This window comes from Cupriavidus sp. MPR-AND1C, from assembly GCF_058809705.1.
The window spans coordinates 1-24,144 of the sequence record NZ_JBXASU010000034.1 but is presented as its reverse complement, the minus strand read 5'-3'; the positions used below and the strand labels follow the sequence as shown (position 1 = coordinate 24,144).

The following is a 24,144-nucleotide window of genomic DNA, read 5'->3' as shown; positions in this document are numbered from 1 at the left end:
ATGGCAGTCTAGTCTGGTGGAATAGACCAGACAATCAGCGGCTGTAAACGTTCATGCCGGGGAAGAAGAAAGCAATTTCGACGGCAGCGGTTTCCGCTGCGTCCGAGCCGTGAACGGCGTTGGCGTCGATGCTGTCAGCGAAGTCAGCGCGGATCGTGCCGGCTTCTGCCTTCTTCGGGTCGGTTGCGCCCATCAGGTCGCGATGCTTGGCGATGGCGTTTTCGCCTTCCAGTGCCTGGATGATGACCGGGCCGGAAACCATGAAGTCCACCAGGTCCTTGAAGAACGGGCGCGCAGCGTGCACTGCGTAGAATTGCTCGGCTTCACCGCGCGACAGGTGAACCATCTTGGCTGCCACGATCTTCAGGCCTGCGGCCTCGAAACGAGCGTAAATCTGGCCGATGACATTCTTTGCCACGGCATCCGGCTTGATAATCGACAGGGTGCGTTCGATCGCCATAAAAACTCCAAAAAATGAAGGGGTTACAATTCAAGTAAACGTGCAATTCTAGCACGAGACGGTTATGGTTTCGAGAAGGCCCCTGGCTGCAGGTTCCCGGGAGTCAGCCAAGGCACGACACGCACAAAGAAGCAACCCAAAGATCACTTAAAGTGACGCGCCACATACAGGGAACGCAGGAGGCCGGTTGCGATCCAATCATCGCTGGCAGCGCGGATTTTGCAAAAATGTGGCTGATGCGTTTCCCCAACCCTTGCAATTCCGTTACTGCGATGCCACATTGGCGTTGTGCCCGCCTGGGTTACCCCGGCGCCTCACCGTTTTGAGACAGGAGTCACCATGGATAACAAGCTGAACACATACAGTTTCGGCAGCGGCACCGCGACGAGCGACGTCGTGGTGCGCAATCGGGTCATGCGCAACACCTACTGGTTGCTTGCCATTTCGATGATTCCCACCGTCATCGGTGCGTGGATCGGCGTCACCACGGGCTTCAACCTGATGAAAGGCAGCCCCGGCCTGTCGATGATCCTGTTCCTGGGCATCGCGTTCGGCTTCTTCTACGCCATCGAGAAAACCAAGAACAGCAGCATGGGCGTGGTCCTGCTGCTGGCCTTCACCTTCTTCATGGGGCTGATGCTGTCCCGCCTGATCGGGTCGGTGCTGCAGTTTTCCAATGGCCCGGCACTGATCATGTATGCCTTTGGCGGCACAGCGGCGGTGTTCGGCGCCATGGCCACCATCGCTACCGTCAGCAAGCGCGATTTCTCCGGGCTGAGCAAATTCCTGTTCGTCGGCGTGATCCTGCTGATCCTGGCCAGCGTCGCCAACATCTGGCTGCAACTGCCGTCGCTGATGATCACGGTTTCGGTGATCGCCATCGGCATCTTCTCCGCTTACATCCTCTTTGACGTGCAGCGCGTGCTGAACGGCGGCGAGACCAACTACATCACGGCAACGCTGGCGATCTACCTGGACGTGTACAACGTCTTCGCCAACCTGCTGGCGCTGCTGGGCATTTTCGGCGGCAACCGCGACTAAGGCGGGCGGCGCGGCCGCCCTGCCCCGGACTAAAAAGGCCAGCGCATCCGCGCTGGCCTTTTTCTTTGCCGTGGCCGCCTTCCTCAGCCACTCAACCGCGGTCGAACACCGCGATCGATTCCACGTGCGAGGTGTGCGGGAACATGTTGACCACGCCAGCACCGGAAAGCCGGTAGCCGGCCTCGTGCACCAGCACGCCGGCGTCGCGCGCCAGCGTGGCCGGATTGCACGAGACGTAGACGATGCGTTTGGGCAGCACGTCGCTGCCAGCCTGGGCCAGTTCACCGAGCGCCTTGCTGACGGCCAGCGCACCTTCGCGCGGCGGGTCAATCAGCCAGCGGTCGAAACGGCCCAGCGCGGCGATGTCTTGCGCCCCCACCTCGAAGAGGTTCCTGCAGGCGAATTCGGTTTTGTGGTCCAACCCGTTGATGGCCGCATTGGCCAGTGCCCGGGTGGTCAGGACCTCGCTGCCTTCGATGCCCATCACCGAGCGGCCGCGCGTGGCCAGCGGCAGCGTGAAATTGCCAATGCCGCAGAACAGGTCGAGCAGCCGGTCATCCGGCTGGACGTCCAGCAGGCGCAGCGCCCGGCCGATCAGCGCGCGGTTGATCTGGTGGTTGACCTGGGTAAAGTCGGTCGGCTTGAACGGCATCCGGATACTGAATTCCGGCAGCGTGTAGGCCAGTTCGCGGTCCAGCGGGTAGAACGGCACCACGGTGTCCGGGCCCTTGGGCTGAAGCCAGAACTGCACGCCGTGCTGGTCCGCAAAGGCGCGCAGCAAGGCCTCGTCGTGCTCGGTCAGCGGCATCAGGATGCGCAGCACCAGCACCGTCACATCCTGCCCCACCGCCAGCTCGACCTGCGGCAGGCGGTCGCGGATCGACAAACCCGTGATCAATTCCCGCAGCGGCACCAGCAGGTCCGATACGTGCGGCGGCAGGACTTTGCAGCTCGTCATATCGGCCACATAGCTGCTTTTGCGCTCATGGAAGCCGACCAGCGCCACACCCTTCTTTGCCACGTAGCGCACTGTCAGGCGCGCCCGATACCGGTAGCCCCAGTCAGGGCCGGCGATCGGGCGGAACACCACATCCGGGTGCAGCTTCGACAAGTGCCAGAGATCGTCTTCCAGCACGCGTTGCTTGATGGCCACCTGCGCGCGTGCGTCCAGGTGTTGCATCGAACAACCGCCGCAAACGCCAAAATACTCGCAACCCGGCTTCACACGCATCGGCGAGGCCTTCTTGATCATGCCCAGGTTGGCCTGCTCGAAGCTGGCCTTGCGCTTGAAGCTGCTGTAACTGACGGTCTCGCCCGGCAGTGCGCCCTCGACAAAAATCACCTTGCCCGGGCTGCCGTCCTCATTGACCAGCCGGCCAACGCCGCGCGCCTCCATATCGAGGCTGTGGATCTGCACGATGGGCAACTGCACGGGCACAGGCTTGACCGGTGCGGGTACGCCCGGAGAGGCGAAAGCGCCACCTTCCGGCGCAGAATGGGCTTGCGAAAGAGTCACGGCTTGAGACACCTGGGGAACCTGACGTATTGTTTTGTAAAAGCGCGATTGTAGTCCAGACGCACAGCCGGGCGGCCCTGTGCCAAGTCCGGCGGCATGAAGACCAGGACAAGCGCGCGAGATAGGCGCAACATGGGTGCAGCACGCGCGTGGCACTCCCGGCACAGAACACCGGCACCGCGCGCCGCGGCAACCGAGCAGGGGGCGACATGGAACTGATTTCCTGGAACATCCAGTGGGGTCGTGGCGCCGACGGGCGCGTCGACCTGGCCCGCACCGTCAGGACGCTGCACGCGATCGCCGACGCCGATGTCATCTGCCTGCAGGAGGTAACGCGCGGCTACTCCGAGCTCGCAGGCGAGCCTGGGCCCGACCAGGTGGCCGAGCTGACGGCGCTGTTGCCCGGCTACCGGATCCTCTACGCGCCAGCGGTGGACCGTTTCACCATGGACGGCGCGCCACGCCAGTTCGGCAATCTCATGGCCACCCGCCTGCCCTTGCTCGAAGTGTTTCGCCACGCCCTGCCCTGGCCCGCCGATCCGACCGTCCCGTCGATGCCGCGCGTGGCGCTGGAAGCGACGGTAATGGCGGGAGAGCGTCGCCTGCGTGTGATCTGCACCCACCTGGAGTATTACTCGACGCATCAGCGCGCTGCCCAGACCGACGCGCTGCGCGCCTGGCACCGCGAGGCATGCGAGCACGCCAGCCAACCCGGCCTGCGCGAGAGCGGCCCCGGCCCCTTCACGCCCGAAGCGCGGCCCGCTTCCGCCGTGCTGTGTGGCGATTTCAACGGCGCGCCGGACGATATTGCTTACCTGCGCATGTTGGCGCCATACGACGGTTGCCACGAAACCGGCATCATCGGCTGGCACGACGCCTGGACGCATACCCACCCCGGCAAGCCCCACGCGCCAACTTGCGCCTTGTATGACAGGGAGCAATGGCCGCAGGCGCCGTTTGCCTGTGACTTCGCATTCCTGACGGAGGACCTGCTGCCGCGCGTGCTGTGCTGCGAGGTGGATGGCGAAACTCGGGCATCCGACCACCAGCCGATCTACCTGTCGCTGGCGGACGAATAAGGGCCTGTAACGCAGGGGCGCTTAGATTTCCGGCTCTTCGTCGTCATCGCCGCCGGCATACACCGGCTTGACGCGGAAAGCCTGGAGGTACGGGATCCACTGGGAGCCCGGCAACTCGGCGAGCGACTCCTGCACGAATTCGATTTCGGTATCGAACTGCTTCGGCGTCAGGCCGCCGCGCATCAACTGAAAGCGGCAGTACACCAGGTAAGTATTGACGACGTCGGTCTCGCAGTAATCGCGGATCGCGGGCAACTGGCCATCCCGGTAGGCCTGCCAGACCTTGCTGCCGTCCATGCCCATCTTGCCGGGAAAGCCGCACAGCTTGGCGAGATCGTCCAGCGGTGCACTGGCACGCGGCTGGTACATCGCCAACAGGTCCATCAGGTCCAGGTGCCGCATGTGGTAACGACTGATGTAGTTGTTCCACTTGAATTCGCGGCTGTCGGACTCGCTGCCCTCGCCCATTTCCCAGTAGCGCGGCGCCACGATGCCATGCACCAGCCCGCGGTAATGCAGCACGGGCAGGTCGAAGCCGCCACCGTTCCACGACACCATCTGGGGCGAATAGCGCGCCACCAGGTCATAGAACTTCTGGATCAGCACCGCCTCGCCATCTTCCAGCGTGCCAAGCGAGCCCACGTGAAAAACCGGAGTGCCGTCGCGCTGGTTGCGGCGCAGCACGCAGGAAATGGCCGCGATGCGCTGCAGGTAGTGTGGCAGGAAATCGGTGCCGTTTTTCTCGCGGCGGGCCGCGAAAGCGTGTTCGGCGACCTCGGCATCGGTCATGGAATCGGGATGGTCGTGCAGACGACGCAAACCATCGACATCGGGAATCGTCTCGATGTCGAATACCAGCACAGGTGTCATAGAACAGCGTCCTTGCGCACGCCTTGCGAAGCAAAATGGCGTTTGAGCTTGACCAGCGCCTCTTGCTGGATCTGGCGCACACGCTCGCGCGTCAGCCCCATTTCCTCGGCAAGTTCTTCCAGCGTGGCCGGCTCGATGTGATTAAGCCCGAAGCGGCGCTCGACAACATAGCGGTGCTTTTCGGACAAACGCGCCAACCATTGTTTCATCAGGTTTTCCAGCTCGCGGTGGGCGACTTCCTGGTCGGGCGCGGCGTTGTGCTCGTCCGAGAGGAAATCAAGCAGGCTGGATCCGGGATCGAGATCGAATGGCGTGTCGAGCGAGGTGGTGTGCTCGTTGAGCGCGAGCACGTCTTGTATTTCGTCAGGGGTCTTGCCCAGCAGGTGGGCAATGTCTTCCAGGCTGGCATCGCGGCCGTCGGTGCCGCCCTTCTCCAGATGACGCTTGGCGCGCAGCACCTGGTTGAGTTCGCGGATGACGTGGACCGGCAGGCGCACGGTGCGCGCCTGGTTCATGATGGCGCGCTCGATGCTCTGGCGGATCCACCATGTGGCGTAGGTCGAGAAACGGAATCCGCGGGAGGGGTCGAATTTCTCGATGGCGTGCATCAGGCCGAGATTGCCTTCCTCGATCAGGTCCAGCAGCGGCACGCCGCGATTGAGATAGCCCTTGGCGATGCTGACCACCAGCCGCAGGTTGCGCTCGATCATGACCTGCCGCGCCGAGAAATCGCCGCCCTTGGCCAGGGTGGAAAAATGCAGTTCCTCCGGCGCGGACAGCAGCGGCTTGATGCTGATGCGATTCAGGTAGTGCTGGACGGTGTCGGCTGCCAGTTCGGTGTGCAGCACGGTGCGGAAGTCGTCGTGATCGGGCGCGGCTGGCTCGGCTGCGGCCTCGCCCTCTTCTTCGTCCTCGGACTCTTCTTCGTCCTCGTCGCGGGCCTGGCGCTCGACTTCCTCGACCATCAGGTCGGCCTCGCGCAGGCCGACCGCCGTACCCGTGGTGATGGGCTCATCGGTAAGCGGCACCAGGTCGGCGGCCGGGTCCTGGCCGTAGGCCTCGGAATCTGCATCGGCATCGGCTTGCGCCACGCCAGTGGACTGCGGCAACTCCGGCTGCTTGGGATGCCGAGCGCGGCTGGTGCTTCCGGTGGAGACAGTTTTCTGGCGTGGCATGAACCCTCACTGTGGCGGCAGATACCGCATCGGATCGACTGGTTTCCCGTTCTTGCGTACCTCGAAATGCAGCTTCACACGATCGGTGTCACTGTTACCCATCTCTGCAATCTTTTGTCCCTTGCGGACCGTTGCCTGCTCCGTCACCAGCACCTTGTCGTTGTGGCCGTACGCAGTGAGATATGTATCGTTGTGTTTGATGATGACAAGATTCCCGTAGCCGCGCAAGGGGCCAACGTGAATCACGCGGCCATCGTCGGCTGCTTGCACCGGATCGCCCTTTTTGCCGGCAATATCGATGCCCTTGTTGCCTTTTTCGTCGAAACGCCCGATCAACTGGCCGGTGACCGGCCAAGCCAGCTTGACCGAGCCGTCGGCGGCCGGCGCGGAGGCCGCCGCCACGGGCGTGGAAGCCCCGCCAGCCGTGGCTGTCGGCGGAACCGGCGTGGGCACAGGACGCGCCTGGTCGATCGGCTGACCCTGCACGCCGCCCGGCGTCACCGGCATGGTGGCTACGCCGGTGCCCGCGTTGACGTCGGCACCAGGAGGCGCCACACGCAACAATTGACCCACTTCGATCTGGTTGGCGTTGGCCAGCGAATTCCAGGCCGCGACCTCGCGATAGGACTGGCCGTTCTCGAGCGCGATTCGATAAAGCGTATCGCCTCGCTTGACGCGATAGTACCCAGGCGGCGCGGGCTCCAGCGGGACGACACCGGCGACGCCGGCTCCGGAGGTGCGATCCACCACGGGCGCCGGCATGGGCGAGGAGGCGCAGGCGGCCAGCAAGGCCAGCAGCAAGGAGGCGGTAGCGAGCTGCCCGGCGCGGGCGAAACGTTCCGTGTTCACGATATTGTGCATAGTTCGACTCAGATAGTGCCCGATTTTAATGGCACAAAGAAAACGGCTTCAAGCGCGGTCCGGTGAAATCGATGCCGGTTACGCCGCTCGATCAACAATAATTGCTGCGTGACGGTCTGCCCTGGCCCGCCGGCGGAGGGAGGCACCGCCACTGGCGCGATCAGCCGCCCGCCGATGGCAAGCTGCTCCAGCAATGCCTGAGGCACCTCCATGCCGGCTGCCGCCAGGATAATCGACGAAAACGGCGCAGCCTGGGGTAAACCCAGCATGCCATCGCCATAATGCAGGCGCAGGTTTGGCACCCGCAGCGGCCGCAAGTTCGCCTTGGCTTGTTCGTGCAGCGGACGAATCCGCTCGATGGAGAACACTTCCCGCGCCACCAGGCTCAGCACGGCCGCCTGATAGCCGCAGCCGGTGCCGATTTCCAGCACACGCTCCAGCGGCTCATCCGCGCCGAGCCCATCGCGCAGCAGCTCGATCATGCGAGCCACCACCGACGGTTTGGAGATGGTCTGCTGGTGGCCGATCGGCAACGCCGCATCTTCATACGCCTGCGACGACAGGCCGGGCTCGACAAACAGGTGGCGCGGGATGGTGGCAATCGCGTCGAGCACGCGGTCGTCGCGGATGCCGGCCGCGCGCAGCCGCGCCGCCAGCGCGCCACGCGCGCGTTCCGAGGCCATGCCGCCACCGCCCGCCGTGGCGGCACTGGCGCGCGCCTGCACGGCGCTCGCTGCCGGGGTGGGCGCAGCAGGCGCCTTGGCCGCGCGCGATTTGGCGGCCATCGCCGCGCCGCGCGCGCCGCCCACGGCAGGCATGCCAGCGGTACGCGCCGGCGCGGGCTTGCGCTCGACCACCGCGTCCAGCGACAGGGGAAATTTTGGGCGACGCGGGACGGAACTCATGACGGCCGGCTACTACGCGGGCAAGAGCTTATGCCAGCCACTGGTTGATCTGCTCGAGCTGCCCGCGATGAGTCAGGTCCAGCTGCAAAGGGGTCAGCGACACGAAGCCTTCGCCCGTGGCATGGAAATCCGTGCCCTCGCTCGCATCGCGCGCGTCGCCGGCGGGGCCGATCCAATAGTTGGTATCGCCGCGCGGGTTGACCTGCGTGATCACCGGCTGGGACGGATGGCGCTTGCCGAGCCGGGTGGCACGGTAGCCTTTGAGGTGTTCAAACGGCAGGCTGGGAATATTGACGTTGAGCAGGAACGGCTCGGCCGAGGGCCTGGCGATATAGCGCTCGACGATGTCGCGTGCCACGCGCGCGGCGGCGTCAAGATGGGTCCAGCCCTTGTCCACCTGCGAAAAGGCGATTGAGGGAATGCCGAGCAGGAAGCCCTCGATGGCGGCGGCGACGGTACCGGAATACAGTACGTCCTCGCCCATGTTCTGGCCCTGGTTGATGCCGGACACCACCAGGTCGGGTTTCTCGTCCAGCAGGCCGGTCAGCGCGATATGCACGCAATCGGTCGGCGTGCCGTTGACGAAGCGGAACCCTTTCTGCACGCCCTCCCGGGCTTCATAGATGGACAGTGGCCGCTGCAAGGTCAGCGAGTTGGAAGCACCGCTGTGATTTTGCTCGGGTGCAATCACCGTGATGCGCGCCAGCGGCGCCAGCGCGGCATGTAGCGCGGCTAGCCCCGGCGCCAGGTAACCGTCATCGTTTGCGAGGAGGATATGCATGGCCGGGATTGTACCTGACAAGGCTGCCGCAAGCGGCCTGTCCGCAGTGCAAATCCTGCCGCAAAACCAGTACCCGCCGGCGCCTCGCCAGCTTGTAACAGAACGATCGTGCTATTTTTGCGCTACACTTGCCCGGGCCTGCCTGGCGCAACTGGCATGGACCACGCGTGCACCGCGCATGCACCCTTTTGCGCCGTCTTCTGCCGGGCATCGAACATATCACCGGAGACATGATGAAAGCCGTACTTTGCAAAGCCTGGGGCCCGCCTGATTCGCTGGTGCTCGAAACCCTGCCTGACCTGGTGCCCGGCGCGGGCGAAGTCGTCATCGACGTGAAGGCGGCTGGCGTGAATTTCCCCGACGTCCTCATCATCCAGAACAAATACCAGGCCAAGCCGCAACTGCCCTTCTCACCCGGCTCGGAACTGGCCGGCGTGGTCAACGCGGTGGGCGAGGGCGTGACGCACGTCAAACCCGGCGACAATGTCATCGCCTACCTGGGCAACGGCGCATTCGCCTCGCAGGCCAAGGCCCCCGCCGCCGCCGTGGTGCCGATGCCGCCGGGCATCGACTTCGAGACCGCTGCGGCCTTCACCCTCACCTACGGCACCTCGCACCACGCGGTGATCGACCGCGGTGAGCTCAAGGCGGGCCAGACCATGCTGGTGCTCGGCGCTGCTGGCGGCGTGGGCTTGGCGGCCATCGAAATCGGCAAGGCCATCGGCGCGCGCGTGATCGCTGCCGCCTCCACCGACGAAAAGCTCGCGGTCTGCAAGGACCATGGCGCCGATGCGCTGATCAACTACAGCACCGAAGACCTGCGCGAACGCGTGAAGGCGCTGACCGATGGCCGCGGCCCCGACGTGATCTATGACCCGGTGGGCGGCATCTACGCCGAGCCGGCTTTCCGCTCGATCGGCTGGCGCGGCCGCTACCTGGTGGTGGGCTTCGCCAATGGCGAAATCCCCAAGCTCCCGCTGAACCTGGCGCTGCTCAAGGGGGCCTCGCTGGTGGGCGTGTTCTGGGGTGACTTCGCGCGGCGCGAGCCCAAGGCCAACCAAGCCAACATGGCGCAGATGCTGGGCTGGATGAAGGAAGGCAAGATCCGCCCGCATATCTCCGCGCGCTATCCGCTGGAGCAGGCGCCGCAAGCCCTGAAAGACATGGAAGCCCGCAAGGTCACCGGCAAGATCGTCATCGTGCCCTGACGTTGCGCGCCTCTGGCGCCGTGCAGGAGCAGAAAAAGCGCCTGGGGCCGTAGCACCAGGCGCTTTTTTTTTGCTCAGAGGCGTTTCACGCAACCACCACCGCGCGCATCAGAAGCGATGCTGCAAGCCGGCGGTCACCCCCACCTGATTGTTTGCATAGCCGATGAAGTCCCGGGACAAGCTCACATTCTGCCCGTTGCGCGCCTTGGCATAGCCGCCCGACAGGTAAGCCGTGGTGCGCTTTGACAGCGCGTACTGCGCGCGCATCGAGAACAGGATCGGATCGGCATCGCTGCCGCCCTTGATATTCTGCTTGTAGACCGCGCCATACAACGTGAACGCCGGCGTGAAGTCATACGACGCGCCGCCCCAGTACATATCGCTGCGGTGAGACGCGGCTGCCGTGGTGAAGGTCCGCTTGTAGTTGCGGTAGCCCGCGTAAAGCTTCAGGTCGCCGAAGTCATAGCTGGCGCCAGCGTGGATGCCCTGAATGTAGTCCGTGACATCGGCGGGCGTGGTGCTGGTGCCTGCGCCGTTCTGGCGGTCCCAGGTGGCGGCCGCGGCAAAGCCGCCGGCACTGTAGCCCACGCCGAGATCGTACTTGGACGAACGCTTGAAGCTGCCGGCCACTTCGCCCAGTGCCACCGTGGCGCCCAGCTTCACGCCACCAAAAGTGCCGTCGTAGCGGATCGCGTTGGACGCGCGCGAGAACAGGCCATCCTTGCGGTCGCCGGTAGCGGTCGCCGAGGTCGCCCACGAGTAATTCGGCGCGTAGCCCATCGGGTCGAACGGCAGCATGAAATCGTAGGTGGTGGTGAAGGTGCGGCCCAGTACCACCTGGCCGTACTTGCCGGACAAGCCAACAATGGCGCGCCGATCGAACAGCGTGCCGTCGGAATCCAGCCGGCCTGTATCGATGGCGATGCCGCTCTCCAGCTGGAACAGTGCCTTGAGCCCACCACCAAGGTCCTCGCTGCCGCGCATGCCCCAGCGCGATGTGTTCTTGCCGCCCGAGGTCATCTTGAGCACGGAACCATTCGGGCCGGCATGGCTGGCGTATTCGATGCCGGCATCCATGATGCCGTACAGGGTCACGCTGGATTGCGCCGCAGCGCCACCGGCCAGGCTCATGCCGACTGCCGCCAGCGCGATCGATTTCAGCTTCATGCTGTCTCCTCTTGTGATTTGTGACGTGTGATTGTTGTGGTGATGTCCGGGCAGGCGCCCGGGATGGCACGCATGGTATGGCAGGCGCACTTTCAGTTCGCTTTCGAAATTCGACGGATTTCATCGCCGCGCCCGCGTTCGGGGTTGGGGGTTTCCCTAGCTTCAAAGTCGGGCCGGATACCTGTATTTCTCAGCGCGGCCCGCGTTCGCGGCCCTCCCCGCTTTTACCGATTTCACCTGGGCGCCCTGCCCGCCAAGAGAATGCGAATCCTGCTCGTTGAAGACAATGTGATGCTGGCGAATGCCCTGGTCGAGGCGCTCAGCCAGGCGGGCTTCGCCGTGGACTGCATGCACGATGGCCGCGCAGCCGATCACCTGCTCTCGACCCAGGACTACGCGCTGGTCATCCTCGACCTGGGCTTGCCCAAGCTCGATGGCCTGGAGGTGCTGCGGCGCCTGCGGCAACGGCGCAATGCCATGCCCGTGCTGATCCTGACCGCGCACGGCTCGGTCGAAGACCGTGTGAAGGGGCTCAACCTTGGTGCGGACGACTACCTGTCCAAGCCGTTCGACCTGTCTGAGCTGGAGGCCCGCGCGCGCGCGCTGATACGCCGCAGCTTTGGTCACGAGAGCACGCAACTGCAATGTGGCCCGCTGTGCTATGACGGCGTCAGCCGCGCCTTCGTGCTGGGCGGCGAGCCCCTGGCGCTGACCCGGCGCGAGCGCGCCGTGCTTGAGGTGCTGATGCTGCGCGACGGACGCGCTGTCAACAAGGAAGCCATGTCGGAGAAGATTTTCGGCATCGACGAATCGGTCAACCCGGACGCCATCGAAATCTACGTGCACCGCCTGCGCAAGAAGCTCGAAGGCAGCGGCGTGGCCATCGTGACCCTGCGCGGGCTGGGCTACCTGCTCGATGCCGGCGCGCAAGCGAACATGGCCACGCCGGCTGCCCGATGAGAGTCCCGAACCTGCGCCTGCAACTGTCACTCTGGCTGCTGCTGCCGTTGCTCGCCCTGCTGGCAATGGACGCATGGATGACCTATCACCGTGCGATGGACGCCGCCCACGTGGCGTTCGACCGCACGCTGGAAGCCTCGCTCAAATCGATGCGCGAAGGCATCCGCCTGCATGAGGGCCGCCTCGCCATCGACGTGCCTTACCTGGCGCTGGAAATCTTCGAGTCCGAGGCCGGCAGCCGGATCTACTATGTGATTCGCGACGAGCACGGCGCCACGCTGACCGGCTACGACGACCTGCCGATGCCGGCCGCGCCAAAGCAGCCGCTCTACAAGACCGTCTTCTACGACGCCGTTTTCCGCGGCGAGCCGGTGCGCATGGCAGCGCAGCCGCTGCCGGTGCGCGACATGCCGTCGGGGCAGGCGCGGCTGGTCTGGGTGCTGGTCGGCGAGACCATCGAGCCGCGCCAGTCGCTGGCGCACGAGATCCTGGCCGGCTCGCTGCAACAGGAAATGGTACTGGTCACGCTGGCGCTGGGCATCGTGTGGTTCGGCGTGCGGCGCGGCCTGCGGCCACTGCACCGGCTCAGCGCCGCGGTGGCCGAACGCGGCGCCGACGACCTGGCGCCGCTGGAGCAAAAAGACCTGCCCGCCGAAATGAAGCCCCTGGTCGAGGCAATCAACCAGTACGTCGCACGCCTGCATCGCATGTTGCTGGCCCGCAAGCGCTTCTTTGCCGATGCCGCCCACCAGTTGAAGACCCCGCTGGCCATCATGCAGGCGCAGTCGGAACTGGCGCTGCGCGAGCGCGATGGCGACCGCATCCTTCGCCACGTAAGGCCGCTGCACGATACCGTGCGCCACGCCGCCAAGGGCGTGCAGCAACTGCTTTCGCTATCGCGCCTGGAACCGGACAGCGGCTACGCGCCGGCATTGCTGCCTTTGCGCCTAGATACGCTGGCCAGGGACGTGGCCCTCGAATGGACACCGGTGGCGCGGGCCGGCCAGGTCGACCTGGGCTTCGAAGCCGATGCGCCGGTGCAAGTCTTGGGGCAAGCGGAACTGCTGCGGGAGTTGACCGGCAACCTCGTGGATAACGCGATCCGCTATGCCGGCCCCGGCGCGCAGGTGACGGTCCGCGTGGCGGGTCCGGAGAACCAGCCGTTGTTGCAAGTGGTGGATAGCGGCCCGGGCGTTGCCGCCGGCGAACGCGACAAGGTATTCCAGCGCTTCTATCGCGGCGAATCCACCTCGGAGCAGGACGGCAGCGGCCTGGGCCTGCCGATCGTGCGCCAGATCGCGCGCGCCCATGGCGCCACGGTAGCGCTTGAGGATACCCCCGGCGGCGGCCTGACCGTCAGCGTGCGCTTTGCGGTGACCGCGGTGGCGGGCGCCGGGGCCGGGCTCGCGTCGCGCCAAAGCTGGCGGAACCATCAAGAGGTTTCAAAATGAAGCGAAGCGGTTCTGGCCAGGCGCGCGGCCGCAGACAGTGCAACTGGATCGGCCAAGGCTGCGCAACGACGCCAGGATCTTTTTGAAATGGCCTCTAAGGCGGGCAATTGGCCGGCAGCGCCAGCTCCTGTCGAAACGGATCGACCTTCAGGCTTGGATCCTTCATGCGCAAGCAGTAAGTCCCTGCCGCGCTGCGCACGCGCGCGGTGCGATTCGTGCCCACCTGAGACTCGACAAGCGCTTCGCCCTGCGCGGCCGCGGCCACGCCCGCGGCAAGCCGCTGCGCAGGCGAGGCCATCGCGTCAGAGGCAGCGCGCTCGAAAACGGCCTCGCCCCGCTGACGACTGCGGGCGATGTTGTCCCGCGCCACGCTGTTGGCAGATGCCGGATCTGCGGAACGCATCGGTGCCAGCGGCAGCATGGGCACACCGGCCGCGCTCGAACGGTTGAAAGGTGCGCCCGCCCCGGGCGGCAAAGCCATCGCTGCGACCGGCTCCCGGCCAGGCCTTGTTGCCAGCGCGGCGCGATCCGCAACAGCGGACGCGCGCTCAGGCCGAGGCGCAGACAAGGCCTGCGACTTGCGGGAGGATGCAGCGGGCTTGGCGGTGGCAGCGGGCGTGGGCGGCCTGGTGAACGGCAACACAGCCACCCACTGCATGGCCCGCCGGTCCTGCTCGCCCTGCCGAGGCAACGAGAGCGAGGCCTGCCGTGCCGGCCAGGGCACAGGACCCAGCACCAGCCCATGCGCCACCAGCACCAGTGCCACCACGATCAGCCACTGCCGGCGGCGCGTGGCGTGCGCGCCGCGCTCAGCATTGGGCATCACGCTGGTTTAGACGAACTGGCGGTGTTCCTGCTCCAGGTCGCTGACCAGGTCCAGCGCAAGCCGCGACACGATCCGCTCGCTCAGGCCAAAGCGAAGGCCACCGGGGCGCGCAACCACCGGCACCAGCCAACTGGCAGCGTTGAGCAACAGCATGACCACCACCAGCAGGCTCAGCGCAGCCAGGCGCTGGCTGACACCGACGATGCGTGAGGAAACAGGGGGATGCATGGCAACTCCGGCGACGGTGAGCAAGCCGTGATTCTATGTAGAAATGATTGCTTTACAAACAAATATTATTGTAAAACAATAATTTCAACCAACTTCCACCGTGCTCCGGCTCGCTCTCGCCATCGTCCGGACTCCAGGCCGACAGCTGGCTTACAGCCGCTCGGTCTCCCCGCTCTTGGGCTGCCACTTCATCAGCCGCTTCTCTACGCTGCCGACCAGCGTATCCAGCATCAGCGCCGCCGCGGTCAGCACCACGATGCCCGCAAACACGGTGTTGATGTCGAAGGTGCCCTCGGCCTGCAGGATCAGGTAGCCGACGCCACGCGCCGAGCCCAGGTACTCGCCCACCACCGCGCCCACGAAGGCCAGGCCAACTGACGTATGCAATGAGGAAAATACCCAGCTGGTCGCGCTCGGCAGGTAGACATGGCGCAGCAGCTGCTTGCGGTTCGCGCCCAGCATGCGCACATTGGCCAGCACCACGGGGCTGACTTCCTTGACGCCCTGGTAGACGTTGAAGAACACGATGAAGAACACCAGCGTCACTGCCAGCGCCACCTTTGACCAGATGCCCAGGCCAAACCAGACGGCGAAAATCGGCGCCAGGATCACGCGCGGCATCGAGTTCATCGCCTTGATATAGGGGTCGAGGATGGCCGAGGTGAGCGGGCTGAGCGCCAGCCACAGTCCAACGCCGAGGCCCGCGGCCGTGCCGATGCCGAAGGCCAGCAGCGTCTCGATCAGGGTCACGCCGAGGTGGACGTAGATGTCGCGCTCGACCACGAACCAGTTCCAGATGCGCTGGGCCACCATCAGCGGCTCACCGAAGAAGAAGGCGACCTGCTGCGAGCGCGTGGCGGCATGCCAGGCACCGAGGATCACAACGAGGACGAGCAGCTGCCAGAATCGCAGCATGCCCTTGGAGTCGGGACGGAAAGCCATGGGAATCGAAACTCGAATTGAAATCAGACCGGATTGAATGGGAACGAAGCGCGCCGTGCCATCTCAGGCCACTTTGCGCTGCTGCGCGTAGCCCTTGAGGACTTCCTCGCGCAGCACGTCCCAGATGGCCGCGTGCAGCTCGATGAAGCGGGGATGGTTGCGGATCTCGGCCACGTCGCGCGGACGCGGCAGATCGATGGCGAACTCGCCGATCGGGTGCGTGCCGGGACCGGCCGACAGCACCACCACGCGATCGCTCATGGCGATGGCCTCGTCAAGATCGTGGGTGATGAACAGTACTGCCTTGCGCTTGGCCGCCCACAACTCCAGCACCTCGTTTTCCATCAACTGGCGGGTCTGGATGTCGAGCGCGGAGAATGGCTCGTCCATCAGGATGATGTCCGGATCCAGTATCAGCGTCTGGGCCAGGCTCACGCGCTTGCGCATGCCGCCGGAGAGCTGGTGCGGATAGCGGTCGCCAAACCCGCCCAGGCCGACGCGGCGCAGCCAGGCCTCGCCCTCCCGCTGCGCTTGGGCACGCGCCATGCCGCGGAACTCAAGCCCGGCAATGACGTTGTCGAGCGCGCTGCGCCACGGCATCAGGGCCTCGGCCTGGAACATGTAGCCGGCGCGGGTGTTGATGCCGCGCAGCGGCTCGCCGAACACCCGTACCTCGCCGATCGAAGGCTGCAGCAAGCCGGCCCCCACATTCAGCAAGGTGGACTTGCCGCAGCCGGTCGGCCCCACCACGGAGACGAACTCGCCGGGCTGGATGTCCAGGGTGGTCTCCTTGACGGCGGTATAGCGCTGGCTACGGTCGTCGCGGGAGACGAAGGTGCAGGTGACGTTGTCGAGGGAAAGTGCGGGAGTGCTCATGGCAGGCTCTTGGCGGATACGGTGCTGAATGGCGCAACGGGTGCGAATGCAGGCACGCTGGCTCCGCGCGATAGTAATGACGTGGGAACAGGTTCAGGACGGCGCGCCGGATGCCATGGATGGCATCGGCAAGCGCCAATGCAAAGGCCCGCTGCACGCAGCGGGCCGCCGGCACCCGGGGCGCAGGCGATGCCTTACTTGTACTTGGCGTTCGCCTTCTGCACGAAGGTGTTGGTGAAGGTGTTTTCCAGCTTGATGGCCTTGCCCTTCAGGTCCGGGTCGAACTGTTGCAACGTGTTGAGCGCGGTCTTGGGACCGTCGGCCGGCATGGTGCCGTCCGGCGAGATGGCTTCCTTGACCTTTTCCCAGGCGGACAGGTACAGCGCGCGGTCGCCCAGCAGGTAGCTTTCCGGCACGGTCTTGACGATGTCCGACGGGCCTGCCTTCTGCAGCCACTTGAGCGCGCGCACCATGGCGTTGGTCATGGCCTGCGTGGTGTTCGGGTTCTGCTGGATAAAGGCGGTGGACGCGTACAGGCAACCCGACGGCATATTGCCGCCGAAGACAGCCTGGGTGTCCTTCAGCGTGCGGGTGTCAGAGGCGATGTGCACTTCGTTCTTCTGGGTCAGCATCGACACCACCGGATCGAGGTTGGCCATCGCGTCGATCTGGCCGGAGCGCATGGCCGCCACCGCGCCAGCGCTGGCGCCGACACCGATGAAGGAGACGTCCGATGCCTTCAGGCCGGCTTTTGCCAGCACGAAGTTGGCCATCATGTTGGTGGAGGAACCCGGCGCGGTCACGCCGATCTTCTTGCCCTTGAGATCGGCCACCGACTTGAAGTTGGGCATGGTCTTGTTGGAGACCACCAGCACGATCTGCGGGGCGCGGCCCTGCAGCACGAATTCCTGGTACTGCTGGCCCTTGGCCTGCAGGTTGATAGTGTGCTCGTAGGCGCCGGAAACCACATCGGCGCTGCCGCCCACCACGGCCTGCAGCGCCTTGGCACCGCCGGCGAAGTCGACGATCTCGACGTCGAGCCCTTCATCCTTGAAGTAGCCGAGGCGCTCGGCAATGGTCAGCGGCAGGTAATAGAACAGGTTCTTGCCGCCCACGGCGATGGTGACCTTGGTCTTCTCGGGCTTGCCCTGTGCCTGGGCGTAGCCGCCAAAGGTGAACCAGCCCGCAAGGAACAGCGCCAGCGCGAGCAGCGCCTGCTTCCAGAATTTCTTGTTATACATTTTTCTCTCCTACCTGATTACCCGTCAACTGCACGTCTCGCGCTGATGCATGCCGCATGTGCTACGGCTTGCGTAGTGCCGCGCAGCGGCAAGTTGCGATGCTAGCCGATGCCGCAAAGGGCCGCATCGGGATCAACACCTATGCCACGCCGGCGTCCGCGCCAGCGTGTGGGCATCGAAGATACAGTGCGAGCCTTTCGGCCGGCTTACTGTCTGCGCCCTGGGCGCAGGCATCATTCCGCGTGGATGTCGGCCGCCTTGATGACCTTGGCCCAGCGGACCAGCTCGTTGCGCTGATAGGTCGCGAGTTGCTGCGGGCCCATGAACTTCGCCTCGGCGCCGAGCTCCTCAGCCTTCTTGCGGAAAGCCTCGGTCTGCATGATGCGCTCGATCTCGTCGGCGAGCTTGTCGATGATCGGCTTGGGCGTGCCGGCCGGCGCGTACATGGCGAACCAGGACGACACATCGAGATCGGGGTAGCCCGCTTCCGGCGCGGAGGGAACGTCCTTCAGGCTGGGCAGGCGCTGCTTGCTGGTGACCACCAGCGCTCGCAGCTTGCCGCCCGCGATATGCCCCATCAGGGGCGGCGGCGTGGTGATGGTGAGATCCACCGAACCGCCCAGCAGGTCGGTCATGGCCGGGCCGGTGCCTTTGTATGGGACATGGGTGATCCGGATGCCGGCCATCTGGTTCAGCAATTCGGTGGAAACATGCTGCAGCGAGCCGTTGCCCGACGACGCGTAGTTGAGCTTGTCGGGGTTGGCCTTGGCATAGGCCACCAGTTCCTTGAGCGTCTTCACCGGCAAGCTCGGGCGCACCACCAGCACCTGCGGCGCCGAGAGGATGTTGGCGACCGGGGAGAAATCCTTCACAGGGTCCCACGCGTTCTTCACCAGCAGCGGCGAGATGACCTGGTAGCCCGAGTACTGCACCATCAGGGTGTAGCCATCCGGCTTGGCGCGCGCCACCGTCTGCGCGGCAATGCCGCCCGAGCCACCGGGGCGGTTGTCCACTACCACCGGCTGCCCGAGGGCCTTGGACAGGGGCTCGGAGATCATGCGCGCGGCCAGGTCGGTCGTGCCGCCGGCAGCGGCGGACACCACCAACGTGACCGGGCGCGTCGGGTAGGCGCCGTCCTGCGCCCATGCGGCGGTGCCGGCCAGGCCGGCGGCAGCCAGCGCCACGGCGGCGGCGAGCGTCTTGCGGCGCGCGCCGGATGCACACTGGAACGATTGGGGACGTGCGATGGCGGATGCCGGATTGCGAGGCATGAAGTGTCTCCTGCTTGGTGCTTGTTGATTTTGGTTTTCTGTTCAGCGCCCGCCAGCTCTCGCCGTGCGGTGCGCACCCGTCTTTCGGGATTCTTGCGGCGGGCCCGCTGTCAGCCCTGGCATCAGCCCCGGTGTCAGCCCTGCCCGACGAAATGCTCGGCCAGCCAGGCCGGCGCCTGGTGCATGCGCAGGCGCGTGCCCGCGCGCAGCAACTGGCTGTCGGTGTCACGCTGGACCAACGCGGGCAAGCCCGCCACCACGTCGAGCAGGCGCGCCAGGTCTACGCCGGTGTCCACGCCCATGGCATCGAACATATGCACCAGCTCTTCGGTGCTGACGTTGCCGCTGGCGCCGGGCGCAAAGGGGCAACCGCCGAGACCGCCGGCGGCGGCATCGAAGCGGGTCACGCCTGTCTGCCAGGCGGCCAGCGCGTTGGCCAGGCCCATGCCGCGGGTGTTGTGCAGGTGAATGGTGAGGCCCGCCTGCGGCAGGCTTCGCTGGAAACGCTCGCACAGCGCCGCCACCTGCGTGGGATACGCCATGCCGGTGGTGTCGCATAGCGTGATACCGGCCGCGCCGGCATGGGCGAAGGACTCGGCCAGCGCCATCACGGCATCGGCATCGACCTCGCCCTCGAAGGGGCAGCCGAACACGGTGGACAGCGAAACATTGACCGGCACACCTGCCGCGTTAGCCGCCTCGATCATGGCCAGCAACTGCGCTTGCGACTGGGCGCGCGTCATGCGCAGGTTGGCGCGGTTATGCGTCTCGCTGGCCGACATCACCAGGTTGAGCTCATCGGGCCGGCACGACAACGCGCGCTCCAGGCCGCGCAGGTTCGGCACCAGCGCGGTGTAGCGCACGCCCGCGCCGCGCTGCATGCGGAGCATGACCGCCTCGGCATCGGCCAACGCGGGGATGGCCTTGGCCGAGGTAAACGACGTGGCTTCGATGCGTGCAAAGCCACAGGCGGACAAGGCGTCGAGGAAGGCGACCTTGGCATCGGTCGGCACCACGGCCGGCTCGATCTGCAGGCCGTCGCGCGGTGCGACTTCGTTGATCTCGATGCGGGCCGGGCCGCGCAGCATGGATGACGCGTTCATGCCACCACCCCGCGTGCGCGCATGTCAGCGATGGTGGCAGCGTCGAAGCCGGCCGCCGCCAGCACGCTGTCCGTGTGTTCGCCCAGCGTGGGCGCACGGTCGTGGATGGCGCCTGGGCTGGCCGAAAGCTTGGGGATGATGCCCGGCACTTCGACGCTCAGGCCGCTGGCCGCGGTCACGCTCTCGATCACGCCGCGCGCACGGTAGTGCGGGTCTTCCGAGATGTCCTTGACGGTGTAGATGCGCCCGGATGGCACTTCGGCCTGCTTGAGCACCACCAGCGCGTCTTCCACGCTTTGCGTGCGGGTCCACGCGGTGATGGCGGCATCGATCTCGTCGACGCGTTTCACGCGGCCGTCGTTGCGCGCGAGCGCCGGGTCGTCGCCCAGGTCGGCGCGGCCGATCGCGTGCATCAGGCGCTTGAAAATGGCGTCTCCGTTGGCGGCCACCAGCACGTACTCGCCACTGGCGCAGGGATAGGCGTTGGACGGCGCGATGCCAGGCAAGGCGCCGCCAGCCGGCTGGCGCACGGCACCAAACGCCGAATACTCCGGCAGCAGGCTTTCGCTCAGGTTGAACAGCGACTCGTACAGCGCCACGTCGATCACCTGCCCTTCACCGCCGCGCGCATCGCGCTCGTACAGCGCCAGCAGCACGCCGAGCGCGCCATGCAGCCCAGCAATGGTGTCGCCTAGCGACAGGCCGGCGCGCACCGGGGCACGGCCCGGCTCGCCCGTGAGGTAGCGCAGGCCGCCCATGGCCTCGGCCACCGCCGCAAAGCCCGGCTCGTCCTTCTTCGGGCCGGTCTGGCCGTAGCCGGACACGCGCACCATGATCAGGCCGGGGTTTTCCGCGCGCAGCGCTTCATAGCCCAGGCCCCATTTTTCCATGGTGCCCGGACGGAAGTTCTCGATCAGCACGTCAGCCTCGGCGGCCAGCTTGCGCACCACGGCCTGCCCCTCCGGATTGCGCAGGTCGATGCAGATGGATTGCTTGTTGCGCGATTGCGCTTCCCACCAGACGGAGGTGTCCTCGTAAAGCATGCGCCATTTGCGCAGCGGGTCGCCGTGTCCGGGCGGCTCCACCTTGACCACGTGGGCGCCGAAATCGGCGAGGGTCTTGGCGGCGAAGGGGCCGGCAATCAGTTGCCCGAGTTCGAGGACCCGAATGCCTTCAAGGATCTGTCGCGCCATGGCGGGGGTGTCTCCGTGCGGTGTGGGTTACAGCAGGCGCATGCCGTTGGGAAGCGCCGCGGCAGGCGCAGCTGGCAGCGCGCCTTGTTTCGACGCAGTGTGCCCCAGCCGGGCGGCTGGCGGAATCGGCATTCGGAGAAGCGGGCCTTCTCGGAACGCGAAAGCCCCGACCGAGCCACGACAAAGCCCGCCAGGGCTTCAGAACGGCGCGCGGTCGCCGCAGAGATGGGTGATGAGCAGCCGCGCGGACACCGTCAGCCCCGCGGGGTCACGCATGCCGATCAGCAGCGTGCGGCGGGCCCACGCATCTTGCAGCCCCACCAGCGACAAACCCATCGACTGCACATGCGGCTCGGCCGCGATGCGCGGCAGCACACCCACGCCCAACCCAGCCATCACCATGCGGCACATGGCGTCGAAGCTGCGCACCTGGATGCGCAAGCGGAAAGGCCGGTCCAGCCGGCTGCTTTCCTCCAGCAAGCGAGCCGCCAGCGAGGTGACCTGCGGCAAACTGACGAAGTCATACTCCAGCGTGTCCGCATAGCGCACGGGTCCGCGCTCGGACAGCGGATGGCCCGGCGGCGTAACCAGCACCAGTTCGTCCTGCCGGTACTCCACCGTGACCAGGCCCGCGCTGGGCGTGCGGTCGGCAAAGATGCCCACGTCCGCGCGGTTTTCCACCAGCGCGGCCACGATCTCGCTGCTGTTCTGCTCTTCGAGCTCGATGCGGATGGTGGGATGCAGCGCCATGAAGGTCGCCAGGTCGTCGGGCAGGAACTGCGTGATGGCCGAGGTATTGGCGCACACACGCACCTGGCCGCGCACGCCGCTGGCGTAGTCCGACATCACGCCGGCCATGCGCTCCACGTCCTGCAGGATGGTCAGCGCATGATGGAAGCAGGCCTGCCCGGCCTCGGTCAGCTGCACCCCGGCCGCATGGCGAAAGAACAGCGGCGCGCCAACGGCGGCCTCCAGGTCGGAAATGCGCTTGCTGGCAGCCGCCACCGCCAGGTGAGACTGGCGCGCGCCGGCGGAAATGCTGCCCTGGCGGGCCACGGCCACGAACAGGCCAAGCGTGACAAGGTCGAAACGGGCGAGATTCATGCGGTTGCGGCCCTGCGCACGGACCCGGGCATGGCAATGCGATCGGGCACGGCTACACCGTGCGCCGGTCCATCACCGCGCGGGCAATGGTGCCGGCATCGACGTACTCGAGCTCGCCGCCCACTGGCACGCCGCGCGCCAGGCGCGACACCTTGAGGCCGCGCGCTTTCAGCATCTCGCCAACATAGTGCGCCGTGGCCTCGCCTTCGCTCGTGAAATTGGTGGCGACGATCACCTCCGTCACCGGGCCGCCCATGGCGGGGTCGGTGGCGCGCGCCAGCAACCGGTCCAGGTGGATTTCGCGCGGGCCGATGCCGTCAAGCGGCGAGAGCCGGCCCATCAGCACAAAATACTGGCCGCGGTAGGTCAGCGTCTGCTCGATCATGATCTGGTCGGACGGCGTCTCCACCACGCACAGCAGCGAGGCGTCGCGCCGCTCGTCCAGGCAGGTCGAGCAGATTTCCTGCTCGGTGAAGGTATTGCAGCGCGAACAATGCTTGATGCCGTCGGCCGCACCGCGCAAGGCGTCGCCCAGCTTGCGGGCACCCTCGCGGTCGTGCTGCAGCAGGTGGTAAGCCATGCGCTGGGCGGACTTCGGCCCCACGCCCGGCAAGACCCGCAGCGCCTCGATCAGCGCCTGCAGCGAGGTCGGGGGGGCACCCTTCATGCCGCCCCCCCGGATGCAGTCATGCTCACCACCGGCAAGTGATGCAGCACGGCGGGAAACGGCTCATAGAAATGATGCAGCAAGGCTTTCCACTGCTGGTATTCCGGCGAGCCGCGAAAACCCTCGGTGTGGTCTTCCAGCGTGCGCCAGCGCACTGTCAGCAGGTACTCCGATGGCTGCTCGATGCCGCGATGCAACTCAAGCCCAAGAAAGCCCGGCATGCCCGCGATGATATGACGCGCCTGCCCGAAGGCCGCTTCAAAGGCGGCTTCCTGGCCGGGGCGCACCGGCAGCACTGCGGATTCGAGAATCATGCGGGCTCCGTGTCAGGCTCAGAACGGCAGCTTGAAGCCCGGGGGCAACGGCAGGCCGGAGGTCATCGAGCCCATCTTTTCCTGCGAGGTGGCCTCGGCCTTGCGCACGGCGTCGTTGAACGCAGCGGCGACCAGGTCTTCCAGCAGTTCCTTGTCTTCACCTTCGGCGAGCAGGCTGGGGTCGATGGAGACGCGCTTGACGTCGTTCTTGCAGGTCATCACCACCTTGACCAGGCCGGCGCCGGACTGGCCCTCGACCTCGATCAGGGCAAGCTGCTCCTGCATCTTCTTCATGTTTTCCTGCATCTGCTGGGCTTGCTTCATCAGCCCGGCCAGTTGGCCCTTCATCATGGAGTGCTCCTGATTAGCGTTTGGATAGAAGTTACGGGCCGCCGCGCGTCATGGGCGCCGGCGGCCTGGCGAAACAAGAGGTCAGGCAGCGCGCGGCTGGATCGATCCCTCCAGGATCGTGCCACCGAACTCGCGCAGCAGACCCTGCACGAAGGGATCCCCCTCGATGGTGGCCTCCGCTTCGCGCTGGCGCTCGGCGCGCGCCTGCGCATCCGCGGCGGCGGCGGTATCGGCCACCGCGCCAATCTCGCACTGCACCCGCACTTCGGCGCCGAGGTGCTCGGCCAGCGTCTGCTGCAGGCGTTCGACGACGCCGGCCTCGGTAATGGGCGCCACCGGCGCGCGCAGGTGGAAGGTACGGCCCACGACCTGGACAAGCTCGCTCTGGTAGGCCAGTTGCTGCGCAAGGCCCTTGAGCGGCAGGCTGGCAGCCAGTGCCGGCCACGCGCCGGTGAACACCGGCGGCGTGCCATCTTCGCCGGCCGCCGGCGGCTTGGGCGGCGTGAGCCGCACCGGAGCCACCGGCTCGGCCGGAGCAGCTTGCACGGCAGCGG

General features: G+C 65.9%; 26 protein-coding genes. 5 read left to right on the top strand and 21 right to left on the bottom strand.

The annotated features are described in order from the left end of the window. Positions 1-34 precede the first annotated feature (34 nt). Positions 35-460 (bottom strand): nucleoside-diphosphate kinase, encoded by a 426-nt coding sequence (gene ndk / locus AC1RWI_RS19125; RefSeq protein WP_006157747.1) that lies wholly within the window; start codon positions 458-460, stop codon positions 35-37. Positions 461-799: 339 nt separating this feature from the next. Between ndk and AC1RWI_RS19120 the strand changes: the two genes are divergently transcribed. Then, positions 800-1,501, top strand: coding sequence for a Bax inhibitor-1/YccA family protein (locus tag AC1RWI_RS19120; RefSeq protein WP_492868029.1), 702 nt, complete (start codon positions 800-802; stop codon positions 1,499-1,501). Between the two features lie 91 nt (positions 1,502-1,592). Here AC1RWI_RS19120 and rlmD read toward each other — a convergent pair whose 3' ends face one another. Further along, complete coding sequence (gene rlmD, locus AC1RWI_RS19115) at positions 1,593-2,921, bottom strand: 23S rRNA (uracil(1939)-C(5))-methyltransferase RlmD (RefSeq protein WP_043352054.1); 1,329 nt, start codon at positions 2,919-2,921, stop codon at positions 1,593-1,595. A gap of 305 nt (positions 2,922-3,226) precedes the next feature. Between rlmD and AC1RWI_RS19110 the strand changes: the two genes are divergently transcribed. Next, positions 3,227-4,096, top strand: a complete 870-nt coding sequence (locus AC1RWI_RS19110; RefSeq protein WP_492868027.1) for an endonuclease/exonuclease/phosphatase family protein — start codon at positions 3,227-3,229, stop codon at positions 4,094-4,096. Between the two features lie 21 nt (positions 4,097-4,117). Here AC1RWI_RS19110 and AC1RWI_RS19105 read toward each other — a convergent pair whose 3' ends face one another. Genes AC1RWI_RS19105 through surE form a run of 5 tightly spaced genes read right to left on the bottom strand, consistent with a single transcriptional unit; the run spans position 4,118 to position 8,688 of the window. Beyond that, positions 4,118-4,966 carry a 3'-5' exonuclease gene (locus AC1RWI_RS19105; protein WP_492868025.1) on the bottom strand — a complete coding sequence of 283 codons (849 nt, stop codon included), beginning with the start codon at positions 4,964-4,966 and terminating at the stop codon, positions 4,118-4,120. After that, positions 4,963-6,141 carry an RNA polymerase sigma factor RpoS gene (gene rpoS / locus AC1RWI_RS19100; protein ID WP_043347474.1) on the bottom strand — a complete coding sequence of 393 codons (1,179 nt, stop codon included), beginning with the start codon at positions 6,139-6,141 and terminating at the stop codon, positions 4,963-4,965. The genes AC1RWI_RS19105 and rpoS overlap by 4 nt, the downstream gene beginning before the upstream one ends. 6 nt (positions 6,142-6,147) lie before the next feature. After that, positions 6,148-7,002, bottom strand: coding sequence for a peptidoglycan DD-metalloendopeptidase family protein (locus AC1RWI_RS19095; protein ID WP_492868023.1), 855 nt, complete (start codon positions 7,000-7,002; stop codon positions 6,148-6,150). An 8-nt stretch (positions 7,003-7,010) separates the two neighbouring features. Next, positions 7,011-7,907, bottom strand: a complete 897-nt coding sequence (locus AC1RWI_RS19090; RefSeq protein WP_043347478.1) for a protein-L-isoaspartate(D-aspartate) O-methyltransferase — start codon at positions 7,905-7,907, stop codon at positions 7,011-7,013. A 28-nt stretch (positions 7,908-7,935) separates the two neighbouring features. Next, on the bottom strand, positions 7,936-8,688 hold the full coding sequence (surE, locus tag AC1RWI_RS19085; protein ID WP_043347480.1) for a 5'/3'-nucleotidase SurE: 753 nt from the start codon (positions 8,686-8,688) through the stop codon (positions 7,936-7,938). Positions 8,689-8,921: 233 nt separating this feature from the next. Between surE and AC1RWI_RS19080 the strand changes: the two genes are divergently transcribed. Then, positions 8,922-9,896 carry an NADPH:quinone oxidoreductase family protein gene (locus AC1RWI_RS19080; RefSeq protein WP_043347483.1) on the top strand — a complete coding sequence of 325 codons (975 nt, stop codon included), beginning with the start codon at positions 8,922-8,924 and terminating at the stop codon, positions 9,894-9,896. Positions 9,897-10,004: 108 nt separating this feature from the next. Here the strand turns inward: AC1RWI_RS19080 and AC1RWI_RS19075 are convergent, their stop codons facing one another. Next, positions 10,005-11,063 carry a porin gene (locus AC1RWI_RS19075; protein WP_492868020.1) on the bottom strand — a complete coding sequence of 353 codons (1,059 nt, stop codon included), beginning with the start codon at positions 11,061-11,063 and terminating at the stop codon, positions 10,005-10,007. Positions 11,064-11,324: 261 nt separating this feature from the next. Here AC1RWI_RS19075 and AC1RWI_RS19070 point away from each other — a divergent pair, with 261 nt between their 5' ends. Together AC1RWI_RS19070 and AC1RWI_RS19065 are read left to right on the top strand one after the other, a co-directional pair. Further along, entirely contained in the window at positions 11,325-12,023 is a 699-nt protein-coding gene (locus AC1RWI_RS19070) for a response regulator (RefSeq protein ID WP_043347491.1), read from the top strand. After that, the gene (locus tag AC1RWI_RS19065) at positions 12,020-13,474 is read left to right on the top strand and encodes a sensor histidine kinase (RefSeq protein ID WP_492868018.1); all 1,455 of its coding nucleotides are present in this window, start codon (positions 12,020-12,022) and stop codon (positions 13,472-13,474) included. Before AC1RWI_RS19070 ends, AC1RWI_RS19065 begins: the two co-directional genes overlap by 4 nt. 94 nt (positions 13,475-13,568) lie before the next feature. Here AC1RWI_RS19065 and AC1RWI_RS19060 read toward each other — a convergent pair whose 3' ends face one another. From AC1RWI_RS19060 to AC1RWI_RS19000, 13 genes are all read right to left on the bottom strand, one after another. Continuing rightward, the gene (locus AC1RWI_RS19060) at positions 13,569-14,297 is read right to left on the bottom strand and encodes a hypothetical protein (RefSeq protein WP_043347494.1); all 729 of its coding nucleotides are present in this window, start codon (positions 14,295-14,297) and stop codon (positions 13,569-13,571) included. 9 nt (positions 14,298-14,306) lie between these two features. Further along, entirely contained in the window at positions 14,307-14,528 is a 222-nt protein-coding gene (locus AC1RWI_RS19055) for a hypothetical protein (RefSeq protein ID WP_043347497.1), read from the bottom strand. A 150-nt stretch (positions 14,529-14,678) separates the two neighbouring features. After that, complete coding sequence (locus tag AC1RWI_RS19050; protein ID WP_043347500.1) at positions 14,679-15,470, bottom strand: ABC transporter permease; 792 nt, start codon at positions 15,468-15,470, stop codon at positions 14,679-14,681. A gap of 63 nt (positions 15,471-15,533) precedes the next feature. Continuing rightward, positions 15,534-16,346 carry an ABC transporter ATP-binding protein gene (locus AC1RWI_RS19045; protein ID WP_043347502.1) on the bottom strand — a complete coding sequence of 271 codons (813 nt, stop codon included), beginning with the start codon at positions 16,344-16,346 and terminating at the stop codon, positions 15,534-15,536. A gap of 194 nt (positions 16,347-16,540) precedes the next feature. Further along, entirely contained in the window at positions 16,541-17,587 is a 1,047-nt protein-coding gene (locus tag AC1RWI_RS19040; RefSeq protein ID WP_043347505.1) for an ABC transporter substrate-binding protein, read from the bottom strand. Between the two features lie 233 nt (positions 17,588-17,820). Then, complete coding sequence (locus AC1RWI_RS19035; protein WP_492868014.1) at positions 17,821-18,858, bottom strand: Bug family tripartite tricarboxylate transporter substrate binding protein; 1,038 nt, start codon at positions 18,856-18,858, stop codon at positions 17,821-17,823. A 134-nt stretch (positions 18,859-18,992) separates the two neighbouring features. Next, entirely contained in the window at positions 18,993-19,961 is a 969-nt protein-coding gene (locus AC1RWI_RS19030) for a hydroxymethylglutaryl-CoA lyase (protein WP_492868012.1), read from the bottom strand. Beyond that, the gene (locus tag AC1RWI_RS19025) at positions 19,958-21,154 is read right to left on the bottom strand and encodes a CaiB/BaiF CoA transferase family protein (protein ID WP_043347511.1); all 1,197 of its coding nucleotides are present in this window, start codon (positions 21,152-21,154) and stop codon (positions 19,958-19,960) included. Before AC1RWI_RS19025 ends, AC1RWI_RS19030 begins: the two co-directional genes overlap by 4 nt. A gap of 198 nt (positions 21,155-21,352) precedes the next feature. Continuing rightward, positions 21,353-22,258, bottom strand: a complete 906-nt coding sequence (locus AC1RWI_RS19020; RefSeq protein WP_043347514.1) for a LysR family transcriptional regulator — start codon at positions 22,256-22,258, stop codon at positions 21,353-21,355. A 52-nt stretch (positions 22,259-22,310) separates the two neighbouring features. After that, positions 22,311-22,925 carry a recombination mediator RecR gene (recR, locus tag AC1RWI_RS19015; RefSeq protein WP_043347517.1) on the bottom strand — a complete coding sequence of 205 codons (615 nt, stop codon included), beginning with the start codon at positions 22,923-22,925 and terminating at the stop codon, positions 22,311-22,313. Then, complete coding sequence (locus tag AC1RWI_RS19010) at positions 22,922-23,239, bottom strand: antibiotic biosynthesis monooxygenase family protein (RefSeq protein ID WP_043347520.1); 318 nt, start codon at positions 23,237-23,239, stop codon at positions 22,922-22,924. Before AC1RWI_RS19010 ends, recR begins: the two co-directional genes overlap by 4 nt. Before the next feature lie 18 nt (positions 23,240-23,257). Next, on the bottom strand, positions 23,258-23,590 hold the full coding sequence (locus AC1RWI_RS19005; protein ID WP_006157727.1) for a YbaB/EbfC family nucleoid-associated protein: 333 nt from the start codon (positions 23,588-23,590) through the stop codon (positions 23,258-23,260). Positions 23,591-23,671: 81 nt separating this feature from the next. Further along, positions 23,672-24,144: DNA polymerase III subunit gamma/tau C-terminal domain-containing protein (locus AC1RWI_RS19000; RefSeq protein ID WP_492868009.1), on the bottom strand; the 473-nt coding region annotated here is incomplete at its 5' end.

What these genes read in the sequence shown, in the direction of transcription:
- ndk (WP_006157747.1), bottom strand. Translation starts at nt 460, where the DNA reads ATGGCGATCGAACGCACCCTGTCGATTATCAAGCCGGATGCCGTGGCA.
- AC1RWI_RS19120 (WP_492868029.1), top strand. Translation starts at nt 800, where the DNA reads ATGGATAACAAGCTGAACACATACAGTTTCGGCAGCGGCACCGCGACG.
- AC1RWI_RS19110 (WP_492868027.1), top strand. Translation starts at nt 3,227, where the DNA reads ATGGAACTGATTTCCTGGAACATCCAGTGGGGTCGTGGCGCCGACGGG.
- AC1RWI_RS19105 (WP_492868025.1), bottom strand. Translation starts at nt 4,966, where the DNA reads ATGACACCTGTGCTGGTATTCGACATCGAGACGATTCCCGATGTCGAT.
- rpoS (WP_043347474.1), bottom strand. Translation starts at nt 6,141, where the DNA reads ATGCCACGCCAGAAAACTGTCTCCACCGGAAGCACCAGCCGCGCTCGG.
- AC1RWI_RS19095 (WP_492868023.1), bottom strand. Translation starts at nt 7,002, where the DNA reads ATGCACAATATCGTGAACACGGAACGTTTCGCCCGCGCCGGGCAGCTC.
- AC1RWI_RS19090 (WP_043347478.1), bottom strand. Translation starts at nt 7,907, where the DNA reads ATGAGTTCCGTCCCGCGTCGCCCAAAATTTCCCCTGTCGCTGGACGCG.
- surE (WP_043347480.1), bottom strand. Translation starts at nt 8,688, where the DNA reads ATGCATATCCTCCTCGCAAACGATGACGGTTACCTGGCGCCGGGGCTA.
- AC1RWI_RS19080 (WP_043347483.1), top strand. Translation starts at nt 8,922, where the DNA reads ATGAAAGCCGTACTTTGCAAAGCCTGGGGCCCGCCTGATTCGCTGGTG.
- AC1RWI_RS19075 (WP_492868020.1), bottom strand. Translation starts at nt 11,063, where the DNA reads ATGAAGCTGAAATCGATCGCGCTGGCGGCAGTCGGCATGAGCCTGGCC.
- AC1RWI_RS19070 (WP_043347491.1), top strand. Translation starts at nt 11,325, where the DNA reads ATGCGAATCCTGCTCGTTGAAGACAATGTGATGCTGGCGAATGCCCTG.
- AC1RWI_RS19065 (WP_492868018.1), top strand. Translation starts at nt 12,020, where the DNA reads ATGAGAGTCCCGAACCTGCGCCTGCAACTGTCACTCTGGCTGCTGCTG.
- AC1RWI_RS19060 (WP_043347494.1), bottom strand. Translation starts at nt 14,297, where the DNA reads ATGCCCAATGCTGAGCGCGGCGCGCACGCCACGCGCCGCCGGCAGTGG.
- AC1RWI_RS19055 (WP_043347497.1), bottom strand. Translation starts at nt 14,528, where the DNA reads ATGCATCCCCCTGTTTCCTCACGCATCGTCGGTGTCAGCCAGCGCCTG.
- AC1RWI_RS19050 (WP_043347500.1), bottom strand. Translation starts at nt 15,470, where the DNA reads ATGGCTTTCCGTCCCGACTCCAAGGGCATGCTGCGATTCTGGCAGCTG.
- AC1RWI_RS19045 (WP_043347502.1), bottom strand. Translation starts at nt 16,346, where the DNA reads ATGAGCACTCCCGCACTTTCCCTCGACAACGTCACCTGCACCTTCGTC.
- AC1RWI_RS19040 (WP_043347505.1), bottom strand. Translation starts at nt 17,587, where the DNA reads ATGTATAACAAGAAATTCTGGAAGCAGGCGCTGCTCGCGCTGGCGCTG.
- AC1RWI_RS19035 (WP_492868014.1), bottom strand. Translation starts at nt 18,858, where the DNA reads ATGCCTCGCAATCCGGCATCCGCCATCGCACGTCCCCAATCGTTCCAG.
- AC1RWI_RS19030 (WP_492868012.1), bottom strand. Translation starts at nt 19,961, where the DNA reads ATGAACGCGTCATCCATGCTGCGCGGCCCGGCCCGCATCGAGATCAAC.
- AC1RWI_RS19025 (WP_043347511.1), bottom strand. Translation starts at nt 21,154, where the DNA reads ATGGCGCGACAGATCCTTGAAGGCATTCGGGTCCTCGAACTCGGGCAA.
- AC1RWI_RS19020 (WP_043347514.1), bottom strand. Translation starts at nt 22,258, where the DNA reads ATGAATCTCGCCCGTTTCGACCTTGTCACGCTTGGCCTGTTCGTGGCC.
- recR (WP_043347517.1), bottom strand. Translation starts at nt 22,925, where the DNA reads ATGAAGGGTGCCCCCCCGACCTCGCTGCAGGCGCTGATCGAGGCGCTG.
- AC1RWI_RS19010 (WP_043347520.1), bottom strand. Translation starts at nt 23,239, where the DNA reads ATGATTCTCGAATCCGCAGTGCTGCCGGTGCGCCCCGGCCAGGAAGCC.
- AC1RWI_RS19005 (WP_006157727.1), bottom strand. Translation starts at nt 23,590, where the DNA reads ATGATGAAGGGCCAACTGGCCGGGCTGATGAAGCAAGCCCAGCAGATG.